The organism is Curtobacterium sp. NPDC087080 (genome assembly GCF_044745105.1).
Lineage (GTDB): Bacteria > Actinomycetota > Actinomycetes > Actinomycetales > Microbacteriaceae > Curtobacterium.
The window spans coordinates 71,409-89,360 of sequence record NZ_JBIUZP010000006.1 but is presented as its reverse complement, the minus strand read 5'-3'; the positions used below and the strand labels follow the sequence as shown (position 1 = coordinate 89,360).

Genomic DNA, 17,952 nt, shown 5'->3' with positions numbered 1-17,952 from the left:
GGCGCCGGACCACGGTGAGTGCGGGCCGTCGAACACACCCCGACTCCCACCGGACCGTGGCCACGTGACCGCGCTCACTCGTCCGGGCCCCGGTCACCCGTGTGTCCGGGGACCGGATCGGCGACGCGGAGGTCCTGGGGCTCGCGGATGCTCCTGAGGGGCGAGCAGGCGACCCAGACCAGGGTCGACAAGCTCCCGGCACAGCCGATCGCGATCGCGGTCCTGGTGCCGAGGGCGTCACCGACGAGTCCCCCGAGCGCAGCCCCGACGGCGATGACCCCGTAGCTGATCCACCGCATGGTCGCGTTGACGCGGCCCAGCAGGCGGTCCGGCGTCCGGAGCTGCCGGATGGTGAGTGCGACGACGCTCGAGAGCGCGGTCCCGGCACCGTTGCAGGCGAACGCGAGCACGAGCACCGCCGTCACGGCGGGACGCGGCCAGTCGGTCCCCACGGCGGGGAGCGCGAGCAGCGCGGCGCACTCGACCGCAGCGCACGCCACGAGGACCGGCCCGGCACCCCACCGGCGGACCGCCTTCGGCGCAGCAGCAGCCCCGACGACGGCACCGATCGCGCCGAGGCTGAAGACCGCACCGAGCAGTCCGGCGGTCATGCCCAGCTGACGGACCGCGTGCACGGTGAAGAGGACGAGGATCCACTGCGCGAAGAGGTTGTAGATCGCGGCGAAGCCGACCAGGGAGACCAGGTACCGGTCCTTCCGCACGTGGTCGAGGCCGTCGCGGAGGTCCCGGAGCACGCCGTGCCCGCTCGGCACCGGTCGGGCCTCCGGCTGACGGATCCGTGCGAGCGCGACGGCCGAGACGACGTACGTCCCCGCATGTGCCAGGAGTGCCCACGGTGCGGTCAGGACCTGCACGAGCAGACCTGCGATCCCGGGGCCGCCCACCTCGGCGACGGACGACGTGGCCTGGAGTCGTCCGTTCGCCCGCTCCAGCTGGTCGCGCCCGGCGACAGTGGGGAGGAAGGACTGGTACGCGACCTCGAACGCCACCGTGCAGGCGCCGAGCGCGCCGACCGCCACGATCAGCAGCGGCAGCGTCAGCGCTCCGGTCACCGCGAGCACGACGACACCGACCGTCAGCAGCGCCCGCACCACGTCGGCTGCCACCAGGACCGGCCGTCGGCGGCACCGATCGATCACCACGCCGAGCGGGAGGGCGAGGAGCAGGAAGGGCAGCCACCGGGCGGCGCCGAGCATCCCCGCCTCGCCAGCGGTGGCGTGGAGGACGACGACGGCGAGGAGCGGCACGGCCAGCTCGCTGATCTGCCCGCCGACAGCGGACGCGCCGAGCGCCATCCACAGGCGCGAGAAGTCGGGACCCAAGCGGTGGGGGCTAATGCGTTGCGATGCAGTCATGCGTTAGACCATGCCAGTTCGCACTAATGGTGTCCGGCCGTAGCACCCATTAGGCTCGACGCATGGACGTACCCTCGACGCCCGCCTTCCCGAAGGTCGCCGGCCACCTTGCCCTGGACCTCGTCGACACGGTCCACTGGCGCCTCGACGACACGCGTTCGATCGACACGCTCCCGACGTTCGACGAACTCGTCCGCTGGTCCGAGGAGATCGCCGGACGCCCCGACCTCGGCAGCTTGCGAACCACCGCAGTCGAGGCACCGGACGATGCTGCCCGGGAACTCGCGGCGGTGATCGCGTTGCGCGAAGCGATCTACGAGGCCGTGTTCCACGGCTCGGACACGGCGGTCGACCTGGTCGCCGTCGAGTACGCCGACGCCGTGCGGCGCTCGTCCCTGGTGCGCGTCCCGGAGCGGAGCACGTGGTCGTGGTCGGAACCGACCGACCTCACCGGACCCCGCACCCTGGTCGCCCGGGAAGCGCACGACCTGCTCACCTCCGACCTCAGCCGTGCACGCCAGTGCAGCGACGATGCCTGCGGCTGGGTGTACCTGGACACCTCGCCACGGCAGAACCGCATCTGGTGCACCGCCGCGGGCTGCGGCAACCGAAACCGGGTCGCGCGACACCAGGCACGGAAGCAACGCTGACCCACGCCGGGCCGGACTGGAGGGGCGGGACCGGCCCGCCCCGCGCCTCCCGTTCGCCGCGCCGTCACGCCACGGGCGCGACCAGCTCGTGTTCCGCCGCGTCGCGTCCGACGGCGAACGCCGTCGACGCACCCCGCACGTCCGCCCGGTACTCCCCCCGGAACCCCCGCACCCGCACCTGCCCGCGCTCGTCCGTGCGGAGCACGGTCGGCCCGGTCCACCACTCGTCCTTCACCAGGCGACGGAGCGCCTCGTACGACGGCTTCGGTGCCCCGTCCTCGCGGACCAGCCCGATCGGTGCCCCGAGCCACGCGCCCGCGTCGGTGATGCCCCAGTACGTGACCGCCTCGACGGCAGGGTGTCCGACCAGGCTCCGGTAGTGCCGCTCGACGTCGTCGGCCTGACGGGCCTCGCCCTCGGGGGTCGAGGGCCACGAGTCCACCACGTGGTCGTTCAGGTCCACGATGTGCGCGGGCATGAGGTCACCCGACACGAGCGAGGTCTCGGTCAGGTGCAGCGGCAGGCCGTACCGGGCGAAGCGGTCGACCATCGCGAGCATCGTCTCCTCGCCCCAGTACCCCTGGTGCATGTGGGTCTGTAGCCCGATGGCGTCGATCTGCACCCCGGCCTCGAGCACGCCCTCGATCAGGCACTCGTACGCGCTCGACAGGTCGAAGTCGTTGAGCAGCAGGGTCGCGTGCGGGTTCGTGGCACGGGCCTCCTCGAACGCCATCCGGATCGTCGGGATGCGGCCCTTCGCCCGGGCGAGCGGGGTGATCGCGTTGTCGCCGTTGTCGAACACCGGCATGATGACGACCTCGTTGATCGCGTCCCACGTGTCGACCAGCCCCGCGAACGCGCCGACCTCGCGGCGGATGCGCTCCCGCTGCAGTCGTTCGACCTCGTCGAGGGGCAGCCCGAGGAGCCAGTCCGGCTGCACGGTGTGCCAGACGAGCGGGTGCCCCTTGAGCGCGATCCCCCGGTCGCGGAACCACTCGGCGGTGCGGCGGAGGCGGACGGTGTCGGGTCGGCCGCGCTCGGGTTCGAAGCGCCCCCAGTAGAACGGGAGCGTCGCGGTGGTGAACACGTCGGTGTACAGGTCGGCGAGCCGTTCGAGCCGCTCCCGCTCGGCGCCGTCGACCTCGTCGTTCGCGAGCTCGACGAAGTCGAAGCCGATGTTCCCGAAGCCGAAGGCGTGCCGGGTCTGCTCGACGGTGACCTCGACGCCCGGCAGCGGTGTGCCGTGGTGGTCGACGACCGTCAGGACGGCCGCTCCGGTGCGGTGGGCGACCGGCTGCTGCGCGACCGATTGCTGCGCGTCCGGTTGCTGCGCGTCCGGTTGCTGGCTGCCCGGCTGCTGGGTGCTCGGCTGCTGGGTGTCCACGTCTGCTCCCCTGGTGGCACCGTCGCCACCGTCGTGCGGATTTGTTGTGGGGCCGAACATAGCACCGCCCGTGGTCGAGCGCTCCTGCTCCCGCGCCTGAACGAACCCGCGGTCCCGGGAGCCCTCGTGCACGGCTGCTCCATCGACTGCGGCGGGACGCTCACGAGATGCACGACAGCAGCACCACCGCAGGCGCCCCCGCCGGACCCCGCCCCTCCCGCTGGTGGCACCAGACCCGGGCGCAGCGCGCGACCCTCGTCGTGATCGTCGCGCTCGGCGCCGTCCTGACCAGCTGGAACCTGGCGCGCGGCGGCGACTCGTCGTTCTACGCGGCAGCAGCGCGCTCGATGTCGGAGTCCCTCCCAGCGTTCCTGTCCGGCTCCTTCGACCCCGGCGCGACCGTCACGCTCGACAAGCTCGCCGGCTTCGCGGTCCCCCAGGCGATCAGCATCCACCTGTTCGGGATGTCCACCGCCTCGCTCGCTCTGCCGCAGGTGGTCGAGGGGGCGGTCACGACGCTCGCCGTCTCCGTGGTCACCCTCCGCTGGCTCGGCGCCCGGGCCGGTCTGGTCGCCGCAGCCCTCGCCGCGAGCACCCCGATCTTCGTGTCGATGTTCGGCCACCCGATGGAGGACGGCCTCCTCACGATGTCGCTCGCGGTCGCGCTGGTCTGGTGGCAGCGGGCCGCGCTGACCCGGACCTGGTGGCCGCTGCTGCTCGCCGGGCTGTTCGTCGGGGTCGGCTTCCAGGCCAAGATGCTGCAGGCATGGATGATCCTGCCCGCCCTCGTGGTCGCCACGGTGGTCGCCACCGCCGGCCCGGGACGGCGATGGCGCCGCGCCGCGGGGCACGTGGGCGCGCTGGTCGGTGCCGCGGTCGTCGCGAGCCTCTCCTGGTCAGTGGTGCTCGGGCTGCTGCCGACGGGCGACCACCCCTACTTCGACGGGTCGACCGACGACAGCGTGTTCGCGATGGTCTTCGGCTACAACGGCGTCGACCGTTTCCTCCCCGGGCTGTGGCCGGGAGCGGTGGGCGCGTTGGGTGCCGCCGTCGGTCACGCCGGGACGCACGTCGCGGACGCGTGGCGCACGGCGACCTCCGGTCGCGCGGGCGGCGGTCACTCCCTGCTGCAGCTCTTCTCGCCGCGGTACGCGTCCCAGGTCGGCTGGTCGTGGCCCGCAGCGCTCACCGGCACCGGGATCGGTGCTGTCCGGTGGTGGCGGCGTCGGTCCGGCCGGGAGGCCCTGCTCCCCGCCGCCACGCTCGTCGCCCTGGTCGTCTGGCTGGTCACCGCGGTGGCGGTGCTGTCCGTCCTGCGGCTCCCGCACACCGCGTACGTCGCCGGGATCGGCGTGCAGCTCGCGGCGCTCGGCGCGCTCGGCTGGTGGGGTGCCGCGGGCCTCGTCGACGCGGACGACCGCCGGCTGCGGCTCGTGCCGGTCGGCCTGCTCGTGGTCCAGGGCGCGTGGTGGGCGTGGCTCGCACGGGCCGCGTCCGAGCCGGCACTCCTCGTCACGGTCGCCGTCGGGGTGACCGTCGTGGCACTCGTGGTGCTCGTCGTCCGGTGGCGTCGGAGCGACCCGACGGCGCTGCGGGCCCGCGGGCGTCGGACGGCGGCAGGCCTGCTCGTCGCCGCGGTGGTGCTCGGGCCGGCGTGCTTCTCACTGCAGGTCCTCGACGCGGCACGGGACGGCAGCGGCGGCGACGCGTCGGTCGGCGTCGCGCAGGGTGCCTTCGCCCGTGGCGGTGGCACCCCGGAACGGGCGTTCACGCTCGGCCGCGGCGGCACCGGTGGGACGCGCACCGGAGGTCGGCCGACCGGCGCCGCGACGTTCACGATCTCCGCACCGGACGTGATCGGTGGCCACACCGGCCTGCCCGCCGACGAGGCCGACCTCGTCGCCGCCGCCCGGCGCGCCGGCGGTGGTCGGGACCGGGCACCGCTGTTCCTCACCGACTCGTGGCGGATCGCCGCCGACGTCATCGGGGCCACCGGCGACGAGGTCCTGACCGACGGCGGGTTCTCCGGCCGGGTCCCGGTCTTCACCGCCGCGCAGGTCGAGTCGATCGTCCGTTCCGGTCGGACGCACCTGCTCGTCGTCGCGTCGGGCACCGCCGCGACCGACCCCGTCCGCCGTGCTGGTGCCGACCTCGGCTGTCGGGTGGTGCAGCGCTGGGGCTCGACGTTCGCCGACGCCGCACCCGGGCGGTCCTTCGGCGGCGGCAGTACGTCCTTCGCGCTCGAGCGCTGCTCCTGACCCGTCGTCACGCCGTCCGATCGGCACGCTGCTCCGTGCCGTGGACGGTCTGCCCCGTGCTCGGGACGCTCAGGCCGAGGGACCCCGTCCGGCCACGGAGGCCAGACCACGGAGGTACTGCCCTCCCGTCTCCACGGTGTCGATCCGGCCGAGGCGGTACCCGAGCGGCTCGTCCCTCCAGGTGGCGTCAGGCCGCACCTCGTGCAGGTACACCCACCGTCGGGTGATCTCGTCGAGCAGCCCGACCCAGATCGCGCCGAGTCGCTGGTCCGTGTGGATCCCGATCAGCTCCCCGTCGCCAGCGAGCGTGCGGAGGACACCGGCGGTCGTGTCGAGGTCGATGTCCTCGGGAGTCAGGGACGACGGTGGCCACTCCGGTCGGAGCCGGGCGGCGCGTGCCACGAACGTGGTGTCGCGCGTGACGCTCTGCACCTCTCGCAACCGGAAGGCGATGAGGCCGTCGAATGCGCCACCGTCGAGGAGCGGGGCCATCAGGAACCACTTCGCGCCGACAGCGAGCACGAACCCGGAGTAGTGGGACCCTCGCACGGTACGACGCACCACGCGCACGACGTGGTCCGCCCCGAGGGCCTCGTCGAGCCGACGACGGATCTTCTTCGACTGCACGGGCTCACGGTAGCGGGCGGGCGGCGGGTAGCGTGCCCGCATGACCGTCTCCGGAGTCGCGCCGCACGACGCCGTCCTGCTCGCCGGGGGTCGGGCGTCGCGGATGGGCGGGACGGACAAGACCGCCCTCGTCGTGGACGGACAGCCGCTCTCCGACCACGCGGTCGCGGCGGCGGCGGGTGCCCGGACGACCGTGCTCGTCGGACTCCGCGCCGGTCGCACCGCGCCGCCCGGTGTCGTGCAGGTCCGTGAAGAGCCGCCCCTCGGCGGCCCGGTCGCCGCGATCGCCGCCGGGCTCGCCGCCGTGCCCGACCCGGCACCGTGGACCCTCGTGCTGGCGTGCGACCTCGTCCGACCGGAGCCGGCGGCCGCGATGCTGCTCGACACGGTCGGAGCGACCGCCGACGACGCGGACGGCTTCGTCGCGGTGGACGAGGACGGACGTCGTCAACCCCTGCTCGCGCTCTACCGCTCTGACGCCCTGCGTGCCGCCGCCCGGGCGCTCGGCGACCCCACCGGCGCGGCGGTCCGACGACTCACGGCCGCCCTGCGGCTCGTCGAGGTCCCGCTGCCCGCAGCACTCTGTGCGGACGTGGACGAACCGGACGACGCCGCGCGGGCCACCGGCAGCGCCGGACTGCTTGACTGACCGCATGACCACTGACGACGTCCTCGCCGCATGGACCGCGGAGCTCGCGGAGGCGCTCGGGTTCCCGGAGGACTTCACGCTCGACCGCGACGTCGTGCTCGACCTGGCCCGCGACGCCGCACACGGAGTGGCCCGACCGGCTGCCCCGCTGACCACCTTCCTGGTCGGGTACGCCGCCGGGCTCCGGGGCGGTTCTCCCGCCGACCTCGCCGACGCCGCCGACACCGCGACCCGCCTCGCCCTGGCACGCGGCGACGACCAGGCGACCCCGGGGACGGACACCGGCGCCACCGGTCCCGACGCCCGGTGACGGCGCTCCTCCTCCCCTGGACCGCAGCGCGCACCGAGGCCCACCGGCAGGGCGGCCGTCTGGCGTCGGACGCAGCCGCGCACGTCCTCGGCGCCGGGCCGCTGCGGCTCGACCTGGCTGCGGCGCTCGGCAGGACGCTCGCGGGTGACCTGCTCGCACCCGGCGCGGTCCCCGGGCACGACAACGCCGCGATGGACGGATGGGCCGTCGCAGGCCCCGGACCGTGGACGATCGGTGCCCCGATCGTGGCCGGGGCCCTCCCCGCCACCGAGCGACTGGCCGCCGGGCAGGCCCGGCCCATCACCACGGGGGCCCCGGTCCCGCCCGGTACGGAGGCCGTGGTGCGCTCGGAGGACGCCGCCGTCGACGTCGACGGCCGCCTGGTCCGCCACACGTCATCCACGCGTCGTCACGTCCGACCCGCCGGCGAGGAGGTCGCCGTCGGCCAGGTGCTCGTCACCCGCGGGACCGTGCTCACCCCACCCCGGGTCGCCCTCGCCGCCGCGTCCGGAGTCGACGACGTGCTCGTCGCCCCTGCCCCGACCGTGCGGGTGGCGGTGCTCGGGGACGAGATCGTCGGCTCGGGCGTCCCACGCCCCGGGCAGGTGCGCGACGTCTTCACCCAGACGCTGCCGACGGTGCTCCGCACGTACGGCGCCGAGCCGGTCGCAGCGGAGCGTGTCGCCGACGACGCTGACACCACCGCCCGGGTGTTCGACGCGGCCCGCGAGCGCCTCGTCGTGACGACCGGCGGCACCGCGGGGTCGTCGACGGACCACGTCCGCGGGGCGCTCGACCGGATCGGGGCCGAGCTGCTCGTCGACCGTGTCGACGTGCGGCCCGGGCGCCCGATGCTGCTGGCGCGACGCGGGACGACGGTGTACCTGTGCCTGCCCGGCAACCCGATGGCGGCGATGGTCGGGCTCGTGCTGCTCGGCGGGCCGCTCGTCGCGGGGCTGCTCGGACGGCCGCTCGACCCGACGGGGTCGGTGCGGCTCGCCGTCGACGTGCCGAACGACCGCCCCGGCGGGCTGGTGCTCGCCTACCGGACGACGCCGGACGGCGCCGTGCCGGCGTCCCACCAGACGTCGGCGATGCTGCGCGGCCTGGCCGATGCGGACGGACTGATGGTCGTGCCGGCCGGGGGCGGCGTGGCGGGCGAGGACGTGCCTCCCGTCCGACTGCCGTGGGTCTGACCGACGCGAGCCTGCCGCTCCGCGTGCCGGCCTGAGGACCGGCTCAGCCGCGCCGGCTGAGAGCGCACCGCCCTGGCGGGTGCCGGGCATGGGTGGTAGACCCGGAGCATGAGCCGGATCACGGCGCGGAAGCGCGTCACCCGCATCACCGTCGCGACGTCCCGGTCGGTACGCGACGACCTGCTCGCCGTCGAGGAGCCGCTGGAGATCCGCGTCGGTGGGAACTCGCTCGCGATCACGATGCGCACCCCGGGCAACGACGTCGACCTCGCCGCCGGGTTCCTGGTGTCCGAGGGGGTGATCGCCCGCGGCGACGACTTCGCCGCCGCTCGCTACTGCGCCGGGGCGACGGACGAAGGGCTCAACACCTACAACGTGCTCGACGTGACGCTCGCACCCGGCGTCCCGGCACCGGACCCGAGCCTGGAGCGCGCGTTCTACACGACGAGCTCGTGCGGCCTGTGCGGCAAGGCGAGCATCGACGCGGTGCGGACGACCTCGCAGCACGCGGTGCACCACGACGACCTCGTGCTCGACCCGGCGCTGTTGGCGACGTTCCCCGACCGGCTGCGTGAGGCCCAGGACGTGTTCGAGAAGACCGGCGGGCTGCACGCGGCCGCGCTCTTCGACGGCGCGACGGGGCGCATGCTCGTGCTCCGCGAGGACGTCGGCCGGCACAACGCCGTCGACAAGGTCGTCGGCTGGGCCGTGAAGGAGGGACGTCTGCCCCTGAGCCGTACCGTCCTCATGGTCTCCGGGCGTGCGAGCTTCGAGCTGACCCAGAAGGCCTCGATGGCGGGCATCCCCGTGCTCGCCGCCGTCTCCGCCCCGTCGTCGCTCGCGGTCGACCTGGCGAAGGAGGTCGGCATCACGATCGTCGGCTTCCTGCGCGGCCAGAGCATGGTCGTCTACAGCCGCCCCGAACGCATCACCGAACCAGCACCAGCCCCTCGAGAGACCGTGAGCGCACCGTGACCGAACAGCCCCCGAAGGACGACGTGACCGACGCCGAGATGACCGTCGGCGAACCGAAGGACTGGGCCGCGGGCGTGCCCGGCGTCCTGCACTCGATGGGCCCCGCGCTCGAGCAGCTCGGCGCGGCCCGCACCGCCAAGCTCATGCTGTCGCTCAACCAGAAGGGCGGGTTCGACTGCATGAGCTGCGCCTGGCCGGACCCGGACAAGCGCAAGACCGCCGAGTTCTGCGAGAACGGCGGCAAGGCGGTCGTGTGGGAGGCGACGCCGGTGCTCGTGCCGCGCACGTTCTGGGCGGAGCACTCGATCCACGACCTGGCCGACAAGACCGAGTACTGGCTCGGGCAGCAGGGGCGCCTGACCGAACCGGTGTGGAAGCCCGCCGGCGGGGACCACTACGAACCGATCAGCTGGGAGCGGGCCTTCCGGATCATCGCCGACAAGCTCAACGGACTCGACTCCCCCGACCAGGCGTCGTTCTACACGTCCGGGCGCACCTCGAACGAGGCCGCCTTCGTCTACCAGCTGTTCGTCCGCGCGTTCGGCACCAACAACCTGCCCGACTGCTCGAACATGTGCCACGAGTCGACGAGCCTGGCGATGGCCGAGGTCGTCGGCATCGGCAAGTCGACCATCGCGTACGACGACTTCGAGCACACCGAGCTCATCATCGTGATGGGGCAGAACCCCGGCACGAACCACCCGCGCATGCTCACCGCGCTCGAGGACGCCAAGAAGAACGGTGCCGAGATCGTCGCGGTGAACCCGCTGCCCGAGGCGGGGCTCCGCCGGTACAAGAACCCGCAGCGCGTCCGCGGCATCGTCGGCCACGGCACGCAGATCGCCGACCAGTTCCTGCAGATCCGGCTCGGCGGGGACATGGCGCTGCTGCAGGCGCTCGCGAAGCGGGTCGTGCTCGCCGAGCAGAAGACCCCCGGGGTGGTGGACCGCGCGTTCATCGAGGCGCACACGAGCGGCTACGACGCGTTCGTCGAGCACATCCTGCAGGTCGACGACGACGAGGTCGTCCGCGCCACCGGGCTGACCATCGAGGAGATCGACGAGCTCGCCGAGCGCTACCTGCACTCCGAGCGGACCATCATCACGTGGGCGATGGGCATCACCCAGCACACCAAGTCCGTCGACACGATCAAGGAGATCATCAACCTCCTGCTGCTCCGCGGGAACATCGGGCGTCCGGGCGCCGGCGCCTCGCCGATCCGCGGGCACAGCAACGTGCAGGGCGACCGGACGTTGGGCATCTGGGAGCAGATGCCGGACTCGTTCCTCGACGCCCTGGCGAAGGAGTTCCACTTCGAGCCGCCGCGCCAGCACGGGGTCGACGCGCTCAAGGGCATCACGGCCATGCAGCGCGGGGAGATCAAGTTCTGGATGGGCATGGGCGGCAACCTCGTCGCCGCGATCTCCGACAGCCAGCTCGCCGAGGCCGCCTTCCGTGGCACCGAGATGACCGTCCAGGTGTCGACGAAGCTGAACCGGTCGCACGCCGTCGTGGGCGAGGAGGCCCTGATCCTGCCGACGATGGGCCGCACCGAGATCGACGTGCAGGCCGCCGGCCCGCAGTTCGTCTCCGTCGAGGACACCGTGTGCTCCGTGCACGGCAGCCACGGCCAGGTCCCGCCGGTCGCCCCCGGCCTGCTGTCCGAGGTCGCGATCGTCTGCGAGCTCGCGAAGGCCACCCTCGGCGACCGGGTGCCGGTCGACTGGCAGGGCATGCGCGACGACTACGACGTGATCCGCGACCACATCAGCCACGTCGTACCCGGCTTCGACGACTACTCCCGCCGCGCCGGCAGCAAGGAGGGCTTCGTCCTGCCGAACGGCCCCCGCGACTCGCGGACCTTCGCGACGGAGACCGGCAAGGCGATGCTCACCGTGAACGAGCTCGAGCACGTCGAGCGCCCGGCGGGCACCCTGCTGCTGCAGACCCTGCGCTCGCACGACCAGTACAACACGACGATCTACAGCCTGAACGACCGGTACCGCGGCATCAAGAAGGGCCGCCACGTCGTCTTCGTGAACCCGGACGACCTGGTCGAGCTCGGGCTGACGGACGGGGACACGGTCGACATCGAGACCGTGTGGGACGACGACGTCGAGCGGGTGCTCCGGGACTACCGGGTCGTCGCGTACCCGAGCGCCCGCGGGTGTGCGGCGGCGTACTTCCCCGAGGCGAACGTGCTCGTGCCGCTCGACAGTGCGGCGATCGGCAGCAACACCCCGGTGTCGAAGGCCGTGCCGGTGCGGCTGACGAGGGTGGCGGTGCCCGCGGGCGTGTGACGCGCTCCAGCCCGCACACGGGTCGGTCGGCATCCGGTCGGCACACGTTGTGCGACAAGACCGCTGTCGTTCGACGGCGGTCTTGTCGTATCTCTCGTCGCCGCAGCCGCACGCGCGGCTGATGCGACGAAGCGGTCGTCGTACGACAGCGGCGATGTCGCAGAACTCGCGCCGTCGCCGGGCGATGTGCGACGGGCGCCGGGCGCCGTGCGACGGGCTGCGCGCGACCCCCTCAGCGCGGGTCGGCGGCCTCGCGGGGCTCCGTGATCCGCTCCCCGGTCTGCGGGTCCCAGCCGATGGTCCTCGGCTCCTGTACACGCGGACGTCGCTCGACGCGGGGGAACCACGGTCGCGCCGACGGCAGGAAGAGCAGCACCGCCGCGGCGACGACGGCGACCGACTCGAGCGTCAGCCAGGTCGGGCTCCCGACGGCCACCGTGATCAGCGCGTTCACGACGGCGAGCACCCCCAGGACCCCGAGCCAGATCCGCGCGGTCCCGGAACCGCGCCACACGAGCAGGGTCGCCCAGGCGAGCAGCGCGCAGATCCCGACGCCGAGCACGCCACCGACGAGCGCTGCGGGCAGCGCGCCGGGTTCGTCCAGCGCGAGACGTACCGAACCGATCACGACGGAGACGACCCGTACGGCGAGCACGACCGCCCAGATCGCGACGGCCACGGTGACCACCGTCGGTCGCCGCCCCGGTCGGCCGGTCTCCTGCACGCGTTCGTCCGTCGTCACGGTGCCCCCCTCTCGTCGCTCGCGAGCTCGGCGCCCGCACACCGCGACGGTAGCGGAGCCGGGGCGCCGTCGGCCAGCCCCCGACGGCGGTGCAGCGCACGGACGGGAGGCACGGTGCCCGCTGGCACCGTGCCTCCCGTCCGTCAGCTCGTCACCGTCCGCCGGACGCGCCCGTTCAGACGGACGCTTCCGTTCCGCGGGCCTTCCCCACCACGACGTCGACGATCCCGGCGACGAGCGCCGCCGCGACGAACACCAGGGAGACCCCGAGGCCGAGCGGCAGCCCCTGCGAGTAGTCGCCCTTCGTGCTCGCGAGCGACGAGTAGAACACGCTGCCCACCGCGGCGATGCCGATCGCCGAGCCGACGCGGGCACCGACCTGGATCAGGCCGCCGGCGGAACCGCCCTGCTGGACCGGCACTTCGGAGAGCGTGAGCGTCTGGTTCGGGGAGATGGTCAGACCCGACCCGATGCCGGCGACCAGCAGCGGCAGCACGAGCCACCAGCCGAGGTCCGGCCCGTAGTGGTCCGCCACGACCCAGATGACCGCGCCGAGGCCGATGAGCACGAGCACCGTGCCGACCACGATGAGCTGCCGGCCGAAGCGGTGGACGATCCGGCCACCGATGGTCGACGCGATGCCGGAGCCGATCGCGAACGGCACCGACGCCACACCGGCGAGGAGCGCGGAGTACTGCAGGCCGGACTGCAGCGCGAGCGTCAGCACGAAGAACAGCGGGGTGAAGCCGGCGAAGTACACCGTCGCGAGGCCGACCCCGAGCGAGAACGACCGACGACGGAACAGGCCGAGGTCGATCACGGGCTCGTGGCTCCGGCCGTAGCGGCGTTCCCACAGCACGAACAGCACGGCGAACACCACCGCGGCGACGACGAGCCACCACTTGGCGTTGCTCTTCCACTGCTCGGACTGCACGAACGGCAGCAGCAGCGCGACGACCGCGGCACCGAGCAGCACGATGCCGACCGGGTCGAAGTCGTGCTTCTGGCCACGCTCCGCCTTCGGGGTGGTGGGCAGGTAGCGGAAGGCGAGCAGGATCGTGACGAGCCCGACGGGCAGGTTCACGAAGAAGACGAACCGCCAGCCGTTCTCGGTGCCGAACGCCGTGATGAGCAGGCCGCCGACGAGCGGGCCGATCGCGGTGGCGATGCCGACGGTCGCGCCGAACAGGCCGAAGGCGGTGCCGCGCTCCTTGCCGCGGAACAGCTGCTGGATGAGCGCGGTGACCTGCGGGGTGAGCAGGCCGCCGGCCAGGCCCTGCACCAGGCGGGCGACGACCAGCACGAAGCCGTTCGGGGCGAAGCCGCAGAGCGCGCTCGCGAGCGTGAACAGCGCGACGCCGACCACGAACATGCGGCGACGACCGACCGCGTCGCCCAGGCGACCGCCGGGCACGAGCAGCAGTCCGAAGGCCAGGGCGTAGCCGGACAGGATCCACTGGACAGCCTCGGGCGTCGCGCCGCTCAGGCCGCTCGAGATGGACTGCAGTGCGACGTTGACGATCGACACGTCGAGCAGGACGATGCCACCGCCGAGCAGGCAGATGACGAGTGCCTTCCACCGGTTGGGGTCCGGTGCCTCGTCCTGCTGCCGGCCGGAGTGCTGCTGGTCGGGGTGCGCCGGCTGGTCGGGGTGCTGCTCGGCCTGCGGCGCCGACGGGTGCTCGGCGGTCGCGGCGTGGTGCGCGGTGTGGTGCGCGACGGTGGGAGCCGCATCGGGCTCGACGGGTTTGCGGTGTTCGGCTGCCATGACGATCCCACGCTAGGCCGGGCCCTCGCAGGCATCCGCAGGCTGTGCGGTTCTTGTCCCCCGGCCCTGGGCCGAGGGGCGCACCGGTCGAGCCGGCGGGCGCACCGGTCAGGCTGGAGGGCGCACCGGTACGGCGCAGACCGGCCTGGTCGTCAGCGGTCCGCGCGCTGCAGGCCGTCCGCTGCCTTCCCCAGCAGCCAGTTCACCGCCCACCCGAGCACGCCGACGACCGGCACCAGGACGATGACGAGCGTCCAGACGACCTTCACCACGTCGCTCCGCCGTCGGTCACGCCAGACCTGCACCAGCGCCAGCACGTCGAGGGCCAGCAGCAGCACGAGCACCAGCACATGGGCGCCAGCGAGGTTCGCGAACACGTCGCCCTCCTCCACGTCGTCGGACGCCCCACGCTAGGACGCGCCCCGTCCCTCCCGCGTCCACCGATGGGACGACCTCGACCGGTCCACCAGACTGGGGCGATGGAGTCGTGCACGTTCTGCAGCATCATCGCCGACCGGCAGCCGGCCACCTGGGTCGAGCGCGAGGAGCACGCCGTCGCCTTCGCACCGCTCCCGGAGTCGGCGCTCGCCCCCGGGCACACGCTCGTCGTGCCGGTCGCGCACACCGCGGACCTGCTCAGCGCCGATCCCACCTCGCTCGCGGCCTGCACGGCCCTGGCGCGACGGGTCGGCCTCGCCATGCGGGGTGCCCTCGGCGCCACCGGGACGGTCCTGCTGCAGGCCTCGGGCACCGACGCCGGGCAGAGCGTGCCGCACCTGCACTTCCACGTGGTGCCCTGCTGGCCGGACGACGGCACGACGCACTGGCCGGGACCGCCGTCGGCGCACGTGCACGACGGCGATCCGCACGCCGACCTGCGGGCGATGTTCGAGTAGGCGCTGCGCCGGATGTCATCCCGGAGGAGCACGTCGGTCCTCCGCTGTGCCGATCCCCGAGGGGGCGCGGATGCGCTGTGATCGGGTCAGACACGAAAGGCTCGACATGCCCCGCTCCACGATCACCACGCCCCTGACCCTCGGCGCGCTCGCCCTCGGCGCCCTGACGCTCACCGGCTGCTCCGCCCTCGGCGACGTCGCCCACGACCGGGTGACCTCCGAGGCCGCGACCCGCGCCGACCTCGACGCCGCACCCGACTGGCTGCCGTCGGACGCCCGCGACATCACCTCCGTCGCCGGCACCGGCGGCAAGGCCTCGGACACGACCCCGACCACGCTGGTCTTCACGAGCGCCGACGGTGTCACCGACGACGCCTGCAGCACGGCCCCGCGGCAGTCCGCGCCGACGATGGACGTCGACGACGCACCCGACGTGTACGGGGCGGACTCGGTGCTGCGGTGCGGGCCGTGGTCGATGACGTCGAAGGGCGACCGGTGGATCGCCTGGACCCCGAACCCGGGCGACGGCGGGTCCTGACGTGTCCCGCCCGCGCGGCCGTCACCGAGCGGCCGGTCGCGACGGCAGGTCGGCGACCGCCGCGCAGCCCATTCGCGCACGCCGTCGCGCACGCCGTCGCGCACCCCGGCTCGGCGAGCACCGGGCGACCGTCGGCGTCGCAGCCCTCTCCGCCGGTCTCGGCGCCCTCGTCGTCACCGGCGCCGACGCCGCTCACCGCATCGTCGAGCTCGGCGAGCGCACCGGGTCCAGCGCCACGGTCGCCGCGATCCTGCCCGTCGTGGCGTGGGTGTTCATCGGCATCGCCCTCTACGTCAGCGCCGTCGTCGCGTCGAACACCTGCGCGACGGTCATCGCCGGGCGTACGCGCTCGCTCGGACTGCAGCGCGTGCTCGGCGCCACCGGTCAGCAGCTCCGCTGGCAGGTCACCCGGACCGGGGCGACCTGCGGGATCGTCGGCGCCGCCGTCGGCACCGTCCTCGGTGCGGTCGTCGCGGACGCCGCGCTCGCCGCCGCCGCGGCCGCGGACGTGCTCCCGCCGCTCGGTGTCCTCGCCCCGCCGTCGCTCGTCCCGATCGGGCTCCTGGTCGCCGACATCACGACGGTCGCGTTCCGCATCGGCTCCCGCGCCGTGCTCACGATCTCCCCGCTCCGCGCGCTCGAGGCCGGCGTCGAGGCCCCTCCCGGCACGACCCGCTCCGTCGGACGCACGGTGACCGCCGGCACACTCTTCCTGCTCGGCTCGGCGGGGCTCGGCGTCGCGCTGGTCCTCGGCGCGACGAGCGTCGACTCCCTGCTGCTCGCGGTGGCCTGCGGTGCACTGTCGTTCACGGGCGTCGTCGTCGCTGCGCCCCTGCTGCTCCCGGCCGTGCTCCGTCTCGCGGCGGCGGCATCGTCCCGCTCCGTCGTTCCGGCGATGGCCGCGCGGAACGCGCTCCGGGCGCCGAAGCGGACGGCCCGCGCCACGGTCGGACTGCTCATCGCGGTGACGCTCATGGCGACGTTCTCGGTCGGGTTCTCCACCTACGCGGACATGCTGCAGGGCCAGGCGGCGGACGACCCCGAGTACTACCGCGGCATCCAGGAGCAGTTCGATCAGCTCGCGGTCATGTTCACCGGTCTCGTCGGCGCCGCCGGGCTCATCGCCGCCGCCGGGGTCGTCGCCGTCACGGCCCTGACGATCGCGCAGCGCGGACGCGAGCTCGGACTGCTCCGGGTGGTCGGTGCGACGCGGCAGCAGGTCCGTGCGCTCGTGCTCGCGGAGACCGCCATCACCGTTGCGGTCGCGGTCGTCCTCGGCGGGCTGCTGGGCACCGCGTACGGCTGGGCCGGTGCCTGGACGCTGCTCGGCACGACGAAGGGTGCCGCGCTCACCGCCCCCGTCGTGCCGGTCTGGCTCGTGGTCGTCGTCGTGGTCGGTGCAGCCGGCACCGGGCTCGCCGCGGCACTCGGGCCGGCGGCACGGGCCGTGCGGGCCGCCCCGGTCGCCGCGCTCCGCTACGAGTAGACCCCCGCCCGGGTGGACCGACGCGCGGGTCGCTCGACGCCCAGTGCCGGCGCGGGACCGGTCGGCCCCGCGGCTCAGCCGGCGGCCCGGCGCACCAGCTCGCGCAGCCGCTGCTCGACGTCGTCGGTCCACTCGACGACGGCGAACGAGGTCGCCCACATCGGCCCGTCGTCGAGCGCAGCGTCCTCCTGGAACCCGACGGTCGCGTACCGCGCGCCGAACTTCGACGCCGGCTGCACGAAGGTGACGACCTTGCCGTCCCGCGCGTAGGACGGGAACCCGTACCAGGTCTTCGGATCGAGCTCCGGAGCGACCTCGGTCACGAGCACGTGGTACCGCGACGCCAGCGTCCGGTCGAAGCCCTCGAGCGCCTCGATCGCGGCCGTGCAGGCCTCGCGTTCGGCCTCGCGCTTCGCGGCGCCCTTCAGCCCACGTGTCGCCTTCCGCTCCTCCGCCGCCTGCTGCATCGCGGCACGCTCCGCGTCGCTGAACACTCCAGCCATGTCCGTCTCCCTCGCCGTTCCCGGTCGGTCTGCCCGGTCCGCGACCGGTGCTGACGGCATCCTGGCACCGCGGGTGCGCACCGCACCACCCGTCGGACGGGAGGCACGGTGCCGGACCGCCGCGGGCCTCCCGTCCGGCGCACGGTCGCGGACCGCGACCGGAGCAGGCCGCAGAACGAGCCGCGTCGATGATGACCCTTCCTCGGGGGCCAACGAGGTCGTATGGTCTACAGCGTTGTAACCGGGGGCGTCGAGCCGACGGCCCCGCTGGTACCGGCCGGAGCACGGCCCGAT

Annotated in this window: 17 protein-coding genes; 10 read left to right on the top strand and 7 right to left on the bottom strand. The window is 73.6% G+C overall.

Going from position 1 to position 17,952, the window contains the following annotated elements; all coding sequences use genetic code 11:
* Window positions 1-74 precede the first annotated feature (74 nt).
* Complete coding sequence (locus tag ACIPEQ_RS15400; protein WP_402715845.1) at window positions 75-1,343, bottom strand: MFS transporter; 1,269 nt, start codon at window positions 1,341-1,343, stop codon at window positions 75-77.
* A gap of 95 nt (window positions 1,344-1,438) precedes the next feature.
* Here ACIPEQ_RS15400 and ACIPEQ_RS15395 point away from each other — a divergent pair, with 95 nt between their 5' ends.
* On the top strand, window positions 1,439-2,026 hold the full coding sequence (locus tag ACIPEQ_RS15395; protein WP_209679447.1) for a CGNR zinc finger domain-containing protein: 588 nt from the start codon (window positions 1,439-1,441) through the stop codon (window positions 2,024-2,026).
* Window positions 2,027-2,090: 64 nt separating this feature from the next.
* On the opposite strand, the gene ACIPEQ_RS15390 is transcribed toward ACIPEQ_RS15395, so the two are convergent.
* Window positions 2,091-3,410, bottom strand: a complete 1,320-nt coding sequence (locus ACIPEQ_RS15390) for an endo-1,4-beta-xylanase (protein WP_402715844.1) — start codon at window positions 3,408-3,410, stop codon at window positions 2,091-2,093.
* 167 nt (window positions 3,411-3,577) lie between these two features.
* Between ACIPEQ_RS15390 and ACIPEQ_RS15385 the strand changes: the two genes are divergently transcribed.
* Window positions 3,578-5,668, top strand: a complete 2,091-nt coding sequence (locus ACIPEQ_RS15385) for an ArnT family glycosyltransferase (RefSeq protein WP_402715843.1) — start codon at window positions 3,578-3,580, stop codon at window positions 5,666-5,668.
* 69 nt (window positions 5,669-5,737) lie between these two features.
* Here the strand turns inward: ACIPEQ_RS15385 and ACIPEQ_RS15380 are convergent, their stop codons facing one another.
* Window positions 5,738-6,295 carry a hypothetical protein gene (locus ACIPEQ_RS15380; protein ID WP_402715842.1) on the bottom strand — a complete coding sequence of 186 codons (558 nt, stop codon included), beginning with the start codon at window positions 6,293-6,295 and terminating at the stop codon, window positions 5,738-5,740.
* Between the two features lie 40 nt (window positions 6,296-6,335).
* Here ACIPEQ_RS15380 and ACIPEQ_RS15375 point away from each other — a divergent pair, with 40 nt between their 5' ends.
* From ACIPEQ_RS15375 to ACIPEQ_RS15355, 5 genes are all read left to right on the top strand, one after another.
* A complete protein-coding gene (locus ACIPEQ_RS15375) occupies window positions 6,336-6,944 on the top strand; it encodes a molybdenum cofactor guanylyltransferase (RefSeq protein ID WP_402715841.1) in 609 nt (202 codons plus the stop codon).
* Between the two features lie 4 nt (window positions 6,945-6,948).
* Window positions 6,949-7,254 (top strand): DUF6457 domain-containing protein, encoded by a 306-nt coding sequence (locus tag ACIPEQ_RS15370; RefSeq protein WP_402715840.1) that lies wholly within the window; start codon window positions 6,949-6,951, stop codon window positions 7,252-7,254.
* Window positions 7,251-8,450, top strand: a complete 1,200-nt coding sequence (locus tag ACIPEQ_RS15365) for a molybdopterin molybdotransferase MoeA (RefSeq protein WP_402715839.1) — start codon at window positions 7,251-7,253, stop codon at window positions 8,448-8,450. The genes ACIPEQ_RS15370 and ACIPEQ_RS15365 overlap by 4 nt, the downstream gene beginning before the upstream one ends.
* 108 nt (window positions 8,451-8,558) lie before the next feature.
* On the top strand, window positions 8,559-9,425 hold the full coding sequence (fdhD, locus tag ACIPEQ_RS15360) for a formate dehydrogenase accessory sulfurtransferase FdhD (protein ID WP_402715838.1): 867 nt from the start codon (window positions 8,559-8,561) through the stop codon (window positions 9,423-9,425).
* A 38-nt stretch (window positions 9,426-9,463) separates the two neighbouring features.
* Window positions 9,464-11,725, top strand: a complete 2,262-nt coding sequence (locus tag ACIPEQ_RS15355) for an FdhF/YdeP family oxidoreductase (RefSeq protein WP_402715871.1) — start codon at window positions 9,464-9,466, stop codon at window positions 11,723-11,725.
* Window positions 11,726-11,957: 232 nt separating this feature from the next.
* Here ACIPEQ_RS15355 and ACIPEQ_RS15350 read toward each other — a convergent pair whose 3' ends face one another.
* The 3 genes from ACIPEQ_RS15350 to ACIPEQ_RS15340 form a co-directional block, all read right to left on the bottom strand.
* Window positions 11,958-12,467 (bottom strand): hypothetical protein, encoded by a 510-nt coding sequence (locus ACIPEQ_RS15350; RefSeq protein ID WP_402715837.1) that lies wholly within the window; start codon window positions 12,465-12,467, stop codon window positions 11,958-11,960.
* 175 nt (window positions 12,468-12,642) lie between these two features.
* The gene (locus tag ACIPEQ_RS15345) at window positions 12,643-14,235 is read right to left on the bottom strand and encodes a DHA2 family efflux MFS transporter permease subunit (RefSeq protein WP_402715836.1); all 1,593 of its coding nucleotides are present in this window, start codon (window positions 14,233-14,235) and stop codon (window positions 12,643-12,645) included.
* Between the two features lie 152 nt (window positions 14,236-14,387).
* Window positions 14,388-14,612: a PLDc N-terminal domain-containing protein gene (locus ACIPEQ_RS15340; protein ID WP_402715835.1), complete on the bottom strand. Its 225-nt coding sequence runs from the start codon at window positions 14,610-14,612 to the stop codon at window positions 14,388-14,390.
* Window positions 14,613-14,714: 102 nt separating this feature from the next.
* On the opposite strand from ACIPEQ_RS15340, the gene ACIPEQ_RS15335 reads away from it, so the two are divergent.
* The 3 genes from ACIPEQ_RS15335 to ACIPEQ_RS15325 all read left to right on the top strand — a co-directional run bounded on the left by ACIPEQ_RS15335 (window position 14,715) and on the right by ACIPEQ_RS15325 (window position 17,155).
* A complete protein-coding gene (locus tag ACIPEQ_RS15335; RefSeq protein WP_402715834.1) occupies window positions 14,715-15,131 on the top strand; it encodes an HIT family protein in 417 nt (138 codons plus the stop codon).
* A gap of 106 nt (window positions 15,132-15,237) precedes the next feature.
* Entirely contained in the window at window positions 15,238-15,669 is a 432-nt protein-coding gene (locus ACIPEQ_RS15330; RefSeq protein WP_402715833.1) for a hypothetical protein, read from the top strand.
* Between the two features lies 1 nt (window position 15,670).
* Window positions 15,671-17,155 (top strand): FtsX-like permease family protein, encoded by a 1,485-nt coding sequence (locus tag ACIPEQ_RS15325; protein ID WP_402715832.1) that lies wholly within the window; start codon window positions 15,671-15,673, stop codon window positions 17,153-17,155.
* Window positions 17,156-17,229: 74 nt separating this feature from the next.
* Here the strand turns inward: ACIPEQ_RS15325 and ACIPEQ_RS15320 are convergent, their stop codons facing one another.
* A complete protein-coding gene (locus ACIPEQ_RS15320; protein ID WP_402715831.1) occupies window positions 17,230-17,658 on the bottom strand; it encodes a hypothetical protein in 429 nt (142 codons plus the stop codon).
* Between the last annotated feature and the right edge of the window lie 294 nt (window positions 17,659-17,952).